Consider the following 12,132-nt stretch of genomic DNA (forward strand, 5'->3'; position numbering starts at 1 on the left):
TTGCATCATGGTGCATGCGGCTCCGATCAGAAGATCAGCGCCAGATCGAGCCGCGTGCACCTGATCGATGGTTCATCCGCCGTTCTGTGGATTGCGGGGCGGATGCTTCTGCCATTGGCTGTTCGGCCGACCGTCGTCGCCGTTGTTCATCGACTGCATCATCTCCGAACAGCCGTGCATCATGCCGCGGGACATCATGCCGCCACCCATCATGTCCCGGCCCATATGGCCCATGGTCATGCCCTGATCCCCGTTGCCCGCAGTGCCGTTCTGGGCAAAGGCAGGAGCGATGAGACCGCCTAGGGCTGCGGCGAGGATGGCGATGCTCAGCTTGTGTCCAATGCTCATGCTACTTCTCCTGTTGCGGTGAAGGTCTTTCCGAAGTTGGGTTTTCGGCCGCGCCCGTGGGGCTGCTCATGCGATGCATGCACAAGCCGAGCGCGCACATCGCGACGCACGGCGCGGCGCTCAGCAGCAAGGGCGCCACGCCGATCGCGACAAGCCAGCTCCATTGCCAGATCAAGCCGGCAGCGATCAGAGCCAGAGCCGCGCCGCCGACCAGCAGGCGGTTGCGCCCAAACCGGCTGATGATCGAACGCACGCCAAATGGCATTGACGAACGAAGTAGCGTTGTTTCCGTCTGCATTGCCTAATCTCCCTAGACTGTTGTGCGCGGAATTAAGGCGGCTCCGCCTGCACCGTCGATGATTGCCATCAAGACAGATCGCCGATTCAGCACAGAGTTTTTCGTCTGAGTGATCTTGCGTTTAGTGCTGGTCTTCGAGGATTTCATCGTTGTGATTCTCCGTGTGTCAGCACCGGTGCTTGATGAACGGGCTGATTTCGTCCGGCGACGCAAAGAACACCGAGGCGCGGTCGCCCATCATGCCGGCGGGCAGGATGACCGGCTTCCCGCTCAGCGGACCCGTCTCGCTTGAATCCGTCTTAAAGCGGAGATTGGGTTCCCAGAACGGGACCCTCTTGCCGTCCGCAGTGGTGACAAAATAGCTGTCGTGACAGACACGGATCGAGCTCACCTGCCGATCTGGCCCGACTGTTTTGAGATCGGTGAAATGGGGCGTCATTCCACCCATCATCCCGCCGCCACGTTCAGCGCTGGGCGTCTGTCCGTTAGCTGCTTCCTTGAGAAAGGCGACGAGATCGGCGCGCTGTCGGGCATCCACGATGCCGGCGAAGGTCATGTAATTGTTCGGGATGAATCGGGCCGGTGATTTGAGCCACTGACCGAGCGTGCTCTCGTTCCACACGACATTGGATGACTTGAGCGCCGGCGAGTAGCGTTCGAAGCTCTCAAGACTTCCCGCCTTGCGTCCCCACACACCTGCGAGACTCGGCCCGGTCATGTTCTGACCGGGCGCGAGCGAATGACAGGCAGCGCAAGCGCGATAAAGCTGCGCGCCCTGTTTCGCGTCGCCCGTCGGGGTCGCGGCGCGAGCGCCGGCAGTTAGCAACACAATGATCACCAGGGTGGAGCGAACGGCTTTCTGCATTGTCATCCCCACGCGACGCGGATGATGCTCATCATCCCGCCCTCCTGACGGCCGAGGATGGGGCTCTGGAATGTCCAATCGCCGCCGGCCGACGACGAGGCCACCGCGGCGCGCTTTTTCCCACGGGATCATCCGCATTGGGCGGTCTCCCTAGATGGTGGCAAAGACCTGCGGCGGCTTGCCGTCCTTGGTCACGGCATAGATCGTCCAGATTTCCGTCTTGGTGCCGGTCATGCCGGGTGATCCCGAGGGCATGCCGGGCAAGGTGATGCCGGCGATGGCCGGCTTTTCCGTCAGCAGCTTGCGAATGATCTCGACCGGCACATGGCCATCGACGACATAGCCGCCGACGAACATCGTATGGCAGCCTTCGAGGTCTTCCGGAACGCCGGCGCCACGGCTGATCTCGGCGAGATCGTTGGTCGGCTTTACCTCGACCTGGAATCCGTTCTTCTCGAGATACTGCGCGTAACCCTCGCAGCACGTGCATTGCGGGTTCTTGTAGAGCGTCGCCCGTATCGGCTGCGCCGCATGTGCAAGGTTCGCGGTGAACAGCGCCGAGGTCGAGGCCGCTGTCGCCAGCAGTATGATAAGGTCTCGTCGCGTCATGGTGAGTTCCTTTCTTCAGATGTTTGTGGATTTGATGCGCTACGCAGGAAGACGTGCTGCAGAGTGTCGGTCACGGCAGCGCTGTCCCACTGCAGCGGACCGACCTTTCTGCCGATCTCGCGACCTTGGGCGTCGATCAGCAAGGTGGCGGGGAGACCTTCAATCCCGAAAACGGATGGCGCTCGGCCGGACGGATCGAGATCGATCCCCAGCGAATGCAGTCCGAGATCGCGATAGAAGGGCCGCACGACCGAGACGCCTTGCCGATCAATCGAGACCGCGAGCACTTGAAGCCGCGCGCCACCGAGCTTCGCTTGCAAGCGATCGAGCGATGGCATCTCCTCGCGACAAGGCGCGCACCATGTGGCCCAGAGATTGAGGAGCACCGCGCGGCCTTTGAGATCCGCAAGCCGGAACGTGTGGCCCGCTTCGTCCACGAAGCTGAAGGTTGGAACCGGCTTCGGAGGAGCGATAGGCGTTATCCCGATTGCGGAAAGCGCTGCCATCTCGTGCGGCGGAGCACGGTACATCGTCAGGCTTATGCCGAGGATGATCGCGACCACGCCGAGCGCTGCGGCACCCGAGAGCAGCAACCCGCGGCGCGACCTGTTTGGAGCCACGATCGACATCACGCTACCCGGATTGTGGTCATCAGGCCGCCGACCTGGTGTTCCATGACGTGGCAGTGGAACATCCAATCGCCGGGATTATCCGCGACAAACGCGACCCGGACGCGCTCGCGCGGCTTCACAAGCACCGTGTCACCCCAAACATCATGGGGCACCGGTGCGTCATCGCGGTCGAGCACCTGGAAACTGTGTCCGTGTAGGTGCATCGGGTGCCACCAGGCGGTGTCGTTGTGCATATCGAGAATGCAGCTTCGGCCGCGCGCGATCTGAAACAGCGGCGGCATATCCGCCCTGCCGTCGCCCGTCATTGATTGGCCATTGATCGCCCAGTCGGCTTTATCGCCCATCCCCATCATTCCGCCCATACCCGCGCCGCTCATCATCCCGCCCTGGAGCCGCACGTCGTGCACGATGGCGGTTTTGAGGTCGGGGCGCGGCACCGGATTACGCGGCAGGCGCAAGGGCGCATCGGACGGATGCGACCGAAGGGGCGGCGCCGGATCGTATGCGAGCCGCGCCAGCGTGAAGGCTAGCCGGTCGTAGAAGTCGTCGATCACCCGGTACGACCGGCCCGGCTCGCCATGCATGTCAAGCATCACGTCCGCGCGCATCGCGGGGCCGAGCAGAAGCCGGCCATCCGGCGGTTCGTGCGGCTCACAAGGCTGGCCGTCGAGTGCGACGATGACCGGACGGTGTCCCTCGAAGCGCAGCGCCATGATGCGGGCGATCGCCGCATTGAGGAGCCGCAAGCGGATCCGCTCGCCGGCGCGCACGCGCACCGTATCGGGCACCATGCCATTGATCGTGACGGTGTTGCCGACCCGGCCGTCCATCGCCATTTCCATGCGATTGCTGAAGCCGGGCGCGATCTGCGCGTCGCGCGTCAGTCGCCAGTCCTGGATCGTCCACAGCCACTCGCGATCGACCGCGGGCGGATCGGTTTCCTCGACGATGAGAGCGCCGGCCAGACCGCGCCCCATCTGCACCAGGCTGTTGTCGTGCGAGTGGTACCAAAAGGTGCCCGCATCCGGAGGCGTGAACGCATAGTCGAAGCGCTCACCGGAAGAGATCGGCTTCTGCGTCAGGTCCGGCACGCCATCCATCGCGTTCGGGAGACGAATACCGTGCCAATGCACCGTTGTGGATTCCGTCAGCTGGTTTTCGACAGCGGCGCGGAATGGAGCACCTTGGCGGACACGGAGGACCGGGCCGGGCTCGACACAGTTATAGGTCCAGACCTCGGTTTCCGGGAATTCGTCGCCGACCATCCGAATGCGCGCCGGGCCCGGCCGAAGGGTCAGGCCCTCGGGCCCTAGAGCGGCGTTAGCGCCCAAGGCGGGCCGCGTCAGCGCACCGAGCGCGCAGGCGGCTCCCGCTTGCAGGAATTGCCGGCGGCCCAAGGCCGAGGCGGAAATAAATCGCATACCAGGTCGTCCTCTTGGCGCCCCTCAGCGTCAGACCAGACGCGGATGGGGGCACATGCCCGGCGCTGGACGCGCGGGCTCACGGGGGCTCAGAACCGCGCGCCGCTTAGGACGGCTGGCGGTTTAGAGGAGGACGATGGGTCTTGGAGGGAACGGGTCGGGAGCGGGATCGGCTCCCGCCAGAAGCGCGGTTACCGGCCACGTATATTCCGTCCGGTAGGAGATGCGCCCCGGGAGACGCGCGGGGCTCGGAACCACCGCTGGAGCAGCGATGCAGGCCAGAGCCGGACAGCCGGGCATTTTATCGGGGGCTGTGCTGCCAGACTGGTGTTCGGGACAATTCTGGCACGGCTGATCGGCGACCTTTTCCATCATGCCCATGGACGTCGGCATCCCGCTGCCTACCAACGGCATCACGCGCGCGCCAGCCGGCACCGCCACCGCGAAGGCGACGATGAGGGCAATCAGCATCTGGGCGACCGACCTCGGCATAGTTGGAAGCTACTGCCGCCGGGTCTCGATTTCAAGCCGACCCCGATTAACGCCGCCGCTATGCTGCCTCGAACGGGTGGCGGCAACGCGAAGGACGAGATGCAAGAACACGGCCTTGCGGTGCTTTTTGGAATCGGCGTGCCGGCGAGCCTGCTGTTGGCCGGATCGATTGTGTTGTTCTTCAGAGAAAGGAACGCGTCCTCCTTCCTCCAATTGCTCGGCGCGGGCGGCTCGGCCTTGGTCGTCCTGACGCATTTTGCCGAAGCCTTCGACCTGCTTCCGTGGATGCGTTGGGGCTTCGACAATAGTCCAGATCACTACCTACCTGGACCTCGGGAATGCTGCCCTTGCCGTAACGCTGTTTCCCGCGGGATATCTGATCTATGCGCTCAGGAAATGACCAGCCGCGCGACCCAGCAATAGCCTCGAGGCCGGCGCCGCCACTCGCAGCCTCCGATCGCGCTGCGCGCGTGCGCCGGGCCTTCGTCCTCGAATGGCTCACCGTTGCCTGGATGATCATCGAGTCCATTCTCGCAATTACCGCCGCGCTCGAGGCGCGAAGCACGAGCCTGCTTGCGTTCGGAATCGACGCCTCATCGAGATCATCTCCGCCGGCGTTCTTCTCTGGCGCCTTACATTGAGCTCAAACAGGGGCAGGCCTTTTCGGAGCAGGTGGAGCGGTCGGCGAGCCGGATCGGCGGCGGTCTTCTGTTCGCGCTGGCGCTCTATGTCGTCGCGAGTGCTGCCTTCAGTCTTTGGCAGGGCCGCGGTCAGGAATTCTCTGCGCCGGGCCTGGCGGTCACGATCGCTGCGATCCCGATCATGTGGTGGCTCGCGCGACGGAAACTGGCGATCGCCGCGCAACTCGGCAGCGGCGCCCTCGGATGGTCCAGGCCTTCACTATAACCCGGCCGATGGCTGCTCAGCCGCGTCCGAAAGCGAGTCGGGAGTCATGTGGTTGACCGATCTCTATCCCCGGGTATCCGTCTCTACGATACTCCTCGGTTTGCTCTTTTTCGTTTCGCACCTCTCTGCTCAAGTCTCGGCCGTGAGCGAATATGAGTGACCGACCTCGTGGCATCTTGACCGTGCTCCTGCCGTCAATCGACAGCCTAGCTTCAGCGGTCTTCACATCGCACGATCAATGGGCTCCCCCGCCCCCTTGAAAACCGTGCATAGCGTGGAGGAACGAATGACCGAGACTCGATTCCTGACCGCTGAAGAGGTCTCCGAACGCTATCGCGGTGAAGTCTCCGTGGGCACTCTTCGGAATTGGCGAGCGCAGCGCGTCGGACCACCGTTCATCAAGATTGGCAAGTCGGTGCTATACCCCGTGCAGGGTCTCGATGAATGGGATAGCAAGAACCTCGTGATCTGCCGTGCTTCGCGCAAACTCAGCGTGGCTGACGATGCGGGAGAATGACAATCACGTATGATCACGAACTGCCGATCCCAAGTCCATACCCCAACGCGTTTTCAAGATGTCAAAAACTCCTTTGAGTTCAAGGCGATGGTTTCTGAACGAAGACTGGTGCATAACTATCCTTCTCACTAACCGTCTTACCGCTCAATCACGCTCGATCATTCCTAACCCATGACTGAGCGTGATTGAGCGGTTAGGCGGCGTAGCGACCATCGTCGAGCCGACGGGCTTGCCCCATAGCGGCCAGCGCATCGAGAACTGGGCGGATACTTGCTGCCCGCTTGCCAACAAAGGCGCGTGCCACGTCCGCAGCGGCGAGCGGCTTTCGCGCTGTCGCTAAAACACGACCGACGGATACCACTTGCTCGGCGAGTGACTCGGGCCAATGCACTCCGTTGCCCCGGTCCGCTGCCTCCGCGATTTCCAATTCGAGCGATTGCGTCCGCTCTTTCGAACTCCCACGCGCCTGGAACTCGGGGCGGATGTATCGGATCACGCCTCGCCCTTCCTCTATTGCACGCTCGGAGTTCAGCCTCACCAGCGTCTCAAGAACGGTCTCTTCATCAGCGTCTGGAGAAAGATCGTAGGCTTCACTAACCGCCGCATCTATTTCGTCTAAGCGCTCCTGAAGTGGCCGAAGGTGCGCCGCGTCGTAGATCTGCTTGTCCCGACCGTTCAGCGGTCTATTTGAATTACGGAGCATCTGCACGACGTTGTACGCATCAGTTAATGTCAACGAGGGATGCTCAGCCACCACCCGTGTCTGGAGAATATCCAACGCTTCAGCGGCTGAACGAATCCGTGCGACCAAACTCGCATTCTCGATTTTCGGAAATGGAAACGGATCGAAGCAGACTTCGTTTTGATATCTTGGATCATTGCCTGCTCCTTGGCGACCGCCAGCTCTCTCGGCCCAGATGCGATGGACTCGTGATGAGAGAATGCCCAAGACGAGCGGATCGTCTGAGGCCACAGCAATCACCGACCCGTCAATGATCGTTCCTTCCGTCGGCAGGAACCGAAAGATGCGATGCTTGGATGTTTCAGAAGTCACGATGTAGCGCTTCAGACCGGCGATCGATGCTCGCAACCGTGGCCGCGGCTCCGCGAAAATCCACCAGTTCTCCCTATAGGACTGTCGGTCGTTCTGATCGCGCTCGGGCTTCACGCGATCGAACAAACGCTGATAGACGCCAGGAAAGCTCTCTCTCAGATCGCTTAGCGTCAGGCCAAAGCAGTCAATCGCAAAAAGATTGCTTGGCGGGTCCGTGACATCCGCTCCCGCGACGATTCTTGGCATTCGCTGCAGCGGAAAACCCTCCCGGGCGAACCGATCACGCAATCCCTCATCGATCCGAAAGCCCTCGCCAGACATTTTCATGCCCATCCAGGACAGTCTGGCGTTTGCGGCTAAGGGAGCTGCGGCAGCAACGGCTGCGCCGACAGACAAATCAACCTGTATCGTCCCACGCTGCTCGACAATGTCGAACACCGATTCCCTACCAACTCGCCGCTCATTCACGACGCACGCCAGGACGCCTTCTCCATTGCCTTTTGCGATTACGGTCATTGCGATGCGCACCGCAGCGGTAGTCTCGGTGTCATACCAAGGATGATTCGGGATAGCGAAGGAAAGATGCACTGGATGCTTTCGGTCATTGACCCGAGCACGAACAACTGGCCGATTGCTGGCTTGCGCAATTGTCTTTGTCGTAATCAAGCCTGCTCGACGAACACGTCCTGTTGAAACCAACTGCGCAACATGATCCCACCAGTACATCACAAAATCTATTTCTTGAGATAGCGCCGGGTACGCTTTGCGGACAGCCTCCGCATAACCAGCGCCAAGCCGCTTCCGCATTCGCTTATTTCCGATGAAGGGAGGATTGCCGACGATGAAATCAGCACGAGGCCACTTAGCACCTCGGGGATTTATATATCGATAGGTCTCAACCTGCGCCGCTTCATCGGGGACCAACTCACCTGTTGTTGGATGCGGCTTCACGGTGACACCATCCCAAACAGTGATAGGGTCTCCGCGATCATCGGTAGCAAGGATCTTTTGATCCCATTCGATCACCGCATCCCGCGCATCGATTGTCCTCACGTCCCGCAACACCGGCTCCGGAGGCATCTTGTCAGATCCGACCGTGCGGAAGTGCCACTGCAGATATCCGATCCAAAGGACGAGTTGGGCAATAGCCGCTGCGCGAGGATTGACTTCCAGGCCGAGAAAGTTTTCGGGCATAATTGTACGACCCGTGATCTCTAGAACGTCTTGATACTCACCGAATGCTACGGCCAGTTCGATGACCTCGGCCTCGAGCTCCTTCATCTTCGCCATCGCGACGTAGAGAAAGTTTCCAGTACCGCAAGCGGGATCAAGGACAAGGGTCTTCGCCAATTTGCGGTGAAACGCCTGCACGACTTTAACAGCCTCGTTCCGCCGATCTTGATCCAGCAACTCCACCACAGCGGTCTTCACGCCCGACCATTCGTCCCGAAGCGGTTCCATAATCGTCGGAATGACGAGCCGCTCTACTGATGCTGGCGGCGTAAAATGAGCACCGAGCTTGGCTCGTTCCTTAGGATTCAGAGCGCGCTCGAGCAACGTCCCGAAAATCGCAGGCTCCACAAGCGTCCACTGCGCCTCGGCGGCCTTTATTAGTACCTCCAGCTCCTCGGCCTCAAGCGGAAGAGCTGTATGGTCTTTGAACAGATAGCCGTTGAATTTCCGTACTCTCTCGCCCGCGTGCCCAAGTGCCCCCACAAACCCACTACTGTCCATCTTCGACCAAAGTTCGGATAACTGATCATGCAGAACTTCGGGCCTTCCCCGCTGTCGCTTGAGAAGATCCTTGAACGAATCTTTAGGGATCAACCCAGTATCCTCGGCGAACATCGTAAATAACAAACGCATAAGGAAGGCGGACGTTGTCGTAGCGTCATGGCGAGTCTCAAGTCGACGCGCGAGAGTCGCCAGCAACTCCCCAATCTCACGTGTAACTTTCAGGGCTTCTTTGGCTGGATCGAGACTTAGCGGTTCCGTCCAGATGGCCGCGAGTCGTGCCACGACGGTCTCGTCTCGAAGGTCATCGAGCATGATCCGATAACGGCTTCGATCTGGAAACTGGGTATAAGCCTTGCCGCTTCGTGTGAAATCCGCATAAACCTCAATGCAATAACCGACGTCACAAATCAGTAGGAACGGCGGCCATCCGTGGTCGGAGGGCAGTGCCTTTGCATATCGCTCAGCCTGCCCCTTGGCTTGTGTCATTGCCTTAATCCAACCGGCCGTCCCCCGCATCGCGGTGCCTCGCTTAACGCGAATGGCGGCGGTCTGCCCGAACAGATCCAAGTCAAGTTCATTGCGTGCTGCGGCTGAGCGATCAGACTCAGAACCCTGCTTCGCCTCTAGAACAAAGCAATTACGCTTGTAGCAGTCGACTCGGCCGAAGCTGGTAGTCCCATCCCCATTATCCTGAAACACTCGGCGCTCGAAGACATAGTCGTTTTGAGCGTCATTGGCCCTGCTGCCGCGAGGGGGGTGAACGTTGAGAATCGAACACAGGCCGTTGATGAAGCTCTGCGTGTTCGCGAGCTCGGATCCCCCGGTGTCACGCCATTCGTCGATGAACTTCTCGACCTCGACCTTAGCCATTATTATCTGCCCCTCCCCACATAAGTCGAATGCGATCTCCTTCTCAACAGGCCAGGAGCCCACGCGGCCAAAGCTGCCTAAATCGCAAACTGCTTGGCCCGGAAGTCCGCAACCCGCTCCATGCGCCCCACAAGATATGTTCGATAACCCGTCAGGAGCCCGGCCGCATCCGATGCATCGTCGCTCGGCGCTTCATCGATCGCACGGAGGGCCTGTTCGAGAGTTAGGCCGCCGGCCTCAGCATCAACCAAACGACCACTCAGGGCATAATCAAGTTCAAGTCTAAGAGCTTCTGGTAGAACCGATCGCGCCTCGAAGTACAGCAAACGAAGCCCGAAAGATCGCAAGCGTTCATCATCGAGACTTTGGACAATCGCTAATCTGTCCGTCCAATCCGCATCATGAAATTCGATCATGCGGGCTTCATCTTGCGGACCAGGAAATCCGTCATAGAGGCGCTCCTCGGCGTGCCGCGAAGGACTCCGGGGTTCACGCGTTGAAGTGTAGGCCGAGACGAGACGATTACAGAGCGCCGGATCACTCTTCACCCGGCGTGCTCGTGCTTCAACAGCATCAATATCGAGGCCATCCAGCATCACCTCCGGCGCGTCATAGAAAGCCGTCAATGTTGGCGCTGCGTTGATCCGAAGCCGACGAACCGGACAGGGCTTCTGAGCCAGCTCGGCTCGAAGCTCATCGTCTGTCATCGCGGCAAAGCGATCCGCGTCACGGTTTAGATTCAAACAAAAGCGGCCATTGGATTGATCCGGATCTCGACCAATGCACACCACCGGCGCATGATACGCCTGATTGGCAAAGAACTCGGTGAGCATAAATCCATCTTCAGCTTCGACGAAGTCTGCGACGGTCGCTTTCTTTGAAAAGCGTACGAAGCGCTGCCAAAGTTCTGGCGATCGCTGATGCACGAGGCGACACAGTTCGAGCGTGGCGATGGCGTCGGACAGTGCATCGTGGGCCTGTTCTTGAGCGACGCCGTTGGCGAGCGCTAATTGTTCAAGGCGAAAGATCGATCGCCCCTCAGGACCAATTGGAACGTTGAGACACGCCGGCGACACGGCGGCTGCGGCCATGACCAGTCCCCACACGTCCGCACGGCTGTTGTTGTGGTTGCTCGTGAGATAGGCGGGATGAAGAGTTTGGAACAACGCGTGCCGCAACATCTCCTCGTCGAAACGGACCGAGTTGTAGCCCAGAAAGATCGACGGCGACCACGAGAGCAGCCTCTGCCGGATTGATCTGACCATGTCGTAATGGGACGGAAGACTCCCGTCTAAGAGCCTTCCGATAGGCAGACCGTTGGTGCGCAGCGCCGCCGGATGGGGAAGCACATGTGGGAGAAGACGCGAGCGTGCCTCGAAACGCCCGATCTCATTCAGATTTGCGTCGGTCCGGATGGCCGCGAAATGCACGATCTGGTCGAAGCCGTGCTTCAGGCCAGTTGTCTCGGTGTCAAAGAAGACGAAGCTCAACGGGCCCACCTATTCCTAGAAGCGTCCTGCTAATCGATATCGCATCGCCGCGGCGCTTACGCGGAATTTGCGGGCAAGCGCTTCGATCCCAGCGTCATCCTCGATATCCAAGCCACCCGCATCCAGCGCGCCCATGAGGAACTCCCTTGGCATCAGCAGTTCCGACGCAAACGCGTTGGCCTCAATCTCGAGCGGATCGATGCCCTGCGAAGAGACGTCATCCCGCAGAAGCACGCGAAAGCCCTTATCGACGTGAACCGCCTTCCCAATCTCCTGGGCGTGCAGCTCGTGGTGACCCAGCTCGTGCGCCGCCGAGAATCGCTGACGATTGGGATGATGCAGGGCGTTCACGCCGATGATGCCGACGCCGTCCTTGATGTAGGCCATTCCGGAGAGATCCTCCTCTAGCGGAGCGTATTGGAGGACGATGTTTCTGGCTTTGATAATGCGTTCGACCGGTACAGGCACACCTTTTACGCCGAACGCCCGCAAGATAACGCGGGCAGCCTCCCGGGCCCGCTCGGGATCCGCCATCATGACCCAGCCTTTGCGGCGCCGCGTTGTGCAAGCGCACTGGCAATCAGATCGGTGATTTGGGCTTTACCGCGCGGGGTCACAGTTTCATCTGAAAGGATCATGTCTAAGTCCTCCTGTGTCGCTGGTTTTGGTTGCGCCGGCAGCAGGTCCGAGACTTTGGAGAACTCGAGCGCCGACGCCAGTCGATAGACGTGGTGCAGCAGCACGTTCTGACGACCGCTCTCGATGTTGGCGATCGAGGCGCGCGAGATGCCCACTCGGGCAGCTAGCGTAGCCTGGGTAAGGTTCAGCCCCTTCCGCCGCGTGGCTACCGCCTGCCCGAAAGCCTTATAGATCGCTTCGTCCGACATGCAGGA

13 protein-coding genes are annotated in these 12,132 nt (G+C 60.2%); 3 read left to right on the top strand and 10 right to left on the bottom strand.

Going from position 1 to position 12,132, the window contains the following annotated elements:
- Window positions 1–72 precede the first annotated feature (72 nt).
- The 6 genes from AFIDRAFT_RS05355 to AFIDRAFT_RS05380 form a co-directional block, all read right to left on the bottom strand.
- The gene (locus AFIDRAFT_RS05355) at window positions 73–348 is read right to left on the bottom strand and encodes a hypothetical protein (RefSeq protein ID WP_009338208.1); all 276 of its coding nucleotides are present in this window, start codon (window positions 346–348) and stop codon (window positions 73–75) included.
- A 1-nt stretch (window position 349) separates the two neighbouring features.
- Window positions 350–646 carry a hypothetical protein gene (locus AFIDRAFT_RS05360; protein ID WP_009338209.1) on the bottom strand — a complete coding sequence of 99 codons (297 nt, stop codon included), beginning with the start codon at window positions 644–646 and terminating at the stop codon, window positions 350–352.
- A gap of 166 nt (window positions 647–812) precedes the next feature.
- Window positions 813–1,649 carry a c-type cytochrome gene (locus AFIDRAFT_RS05365; RefSeq protein ID WP_009338211.1) on the bottom strand — a complete coding sequence of 279 codons (837 nt, stop codon included), beginning with the start codon at window positions 1,647–1,649 and terminating at the stop codon, window positions 813–815.
- A 12-nt stretch (window positions 1,650–1,661) separates the two neighbouring features.
- Complete coding sequence (locus AFIDRAFT_RS05370; RefSeq protein WP_009338212.1) at window positions 1,662–2,120, bottom strand: DUF411 domain-containing protein; 459 nt, start codon at window positions 2,118–2,120, stop codon at window positions 1,662–1,664.
- Entirely contained in the window at window positions 2,117–2,749 is a 633-nt protein-coding gene (locus tag AFIDRAFT_RS05375) for a TlpA family protein disulfide reductase (RefSeq protein WP_009338213.1), read from the bottom strand. The genes AFIDRAFT_RS05370 and AFIDRAFT_RS05375 overlap by 4 nt, the downstream gene beginning before the upstream one ends.
- On the bottom strand, window positions 2,749–4,173 hold the full coding sequence (locus tag AFIDRAFT_RS05380) for a multicopper oxidase family protein (protein WP_009338214.1): 1,425 nt from the start codon (window positions 4,171–4,173) through the stop codon (window positions 2,749–2,751). The genes AFIDRAFT_RS05375 and AFIDRAFT_RS05380 overlap by 1 nt, the downstream gene beginning before the upstream one ends.
- A gap of 327 nt (window positions 4,174–4,500) precedes the next feature.
- Here AFIDRAFT_RS05380 and AFIDRAFT_RS19715 point away from each other — a divergent pair, with 327 nt between their 5' ends.
- From AFIDRAFT_RS19715 to AFIDRAFT_RS05400, 3 genes are all read left to right on the top strand, one after another.
- On the top strand, window positions 4,501–5,088 hold the full coding sequence (locus tag AFIDRAFT_RS19715; RefSeq protein ID WP_156786848.1) for a hypothetical protein: 588 nt from the start codon (window positions 4,501–4,503) through the stop codon (window positions 5,086–5,088).
- Between the two features lie 249 nt (window positions 5,089–5,337).
- Window positions 5,338–5,571: a cation diffusion facilitator family transporter gene (locus AFIDRAFT_RS19090; protein WP_050789574.1), complete on the top strand. Its 234-nt coding sequence runs from the start codon at window positions 5,338–5,340 to the stop codon at window positions 5,569–5,571.
- A 286-nt stretch (window positions 5,572–5,857) separates the two neighbouring features.
- On the top strand, window positions 5,858–6,088 hold the full coding sequence (locus tag AFIDRAFT_RS05400) for a helix-turn-helix transcriptional regulator (protein WP_009338217.1): 231 nt from the start codon (window positions 5,858–5,860) through the stop codon (window positions 6,086–6,088).
- 193 nt (window positions 6,089–6,281) lie between these two features.
- Here the strand turns inward: AFIDRAFT_RS05400 and AFIDRAFT_RS05405 are convergent, their stop codons facing one another.
- The 4 genes from AFIDRAFT_RS05405 to AFIDRAFT_RS05420 all read right to left on the bottom strand — a co-directional run bounded on the left by AFIDRAFT_RS05405 (window position 6,282) and on the right by AFIDRAFT_RS05420 (window position 12,126).
- On the bottom strand, window positions 6,282–9,749 hold the full coding sequence (locus AFIDRAFT_RS05405) for a class I SAM-dependent DNA methyltransferase (RefSeq protein ID WP_009338218.1): 3,468 nt from the start codon (window positions 9,747–9,749) through the stop codon (window positions 6,282–6,284).
- A 77-nt stretch (window positions 9,750–9,826) separates the two neighbouring features.
- Window positions 9,827–11,239, bottom strand: coding sequence for an exonuclease domain-containing protein (locus tag AFIDRAFT_RS05410; protein WP_040297820.1), 1,413 nt, complete (start codon window positions 11,237–11,239; stop codon window positions 9,827–9,829).
- A 15-nt stretch (window positions 11,240–11,254) separates the two neighbouring features.
- Entirely contained in the window at window positions 11,255–11,776 is a 522-nt protein-coding gene (locus AFIDRAFT_RS05415) for an ImmA/IrrE family metallo-endopeptidase (protein WP_009338220.1), read from the bottom strand.
- On the bottom strand, window positions 11,773–12,126 hold the full coding sequence (locus AFIDRAFT_RS05420; RefSeq protein WP_009338221.1) for a helix-turn-helix domain-containing protein: 354 nt from the start codon (window positions 12,124–12,126) through the stop codon (window positions 11,773–11,775). The genes AFIDRAFT_RS05415 and AFIDRAFT_RS05420 overlap by 4 nt, the downstream gene beginning before the upstream one ends.
- Window positions 12,127–12,132 lie beyond the last annotated feature (6 nt).

Origin of the sequence: Afipia sp. 1NLS2, from assembly GCF_000178995.1 — a bacterium.
Classification (GTDB): Bacteria; Pseudomonadota; Alphaproteobacteria; order Rhizobiales; family Xanthobacteraceae; genus Afipia.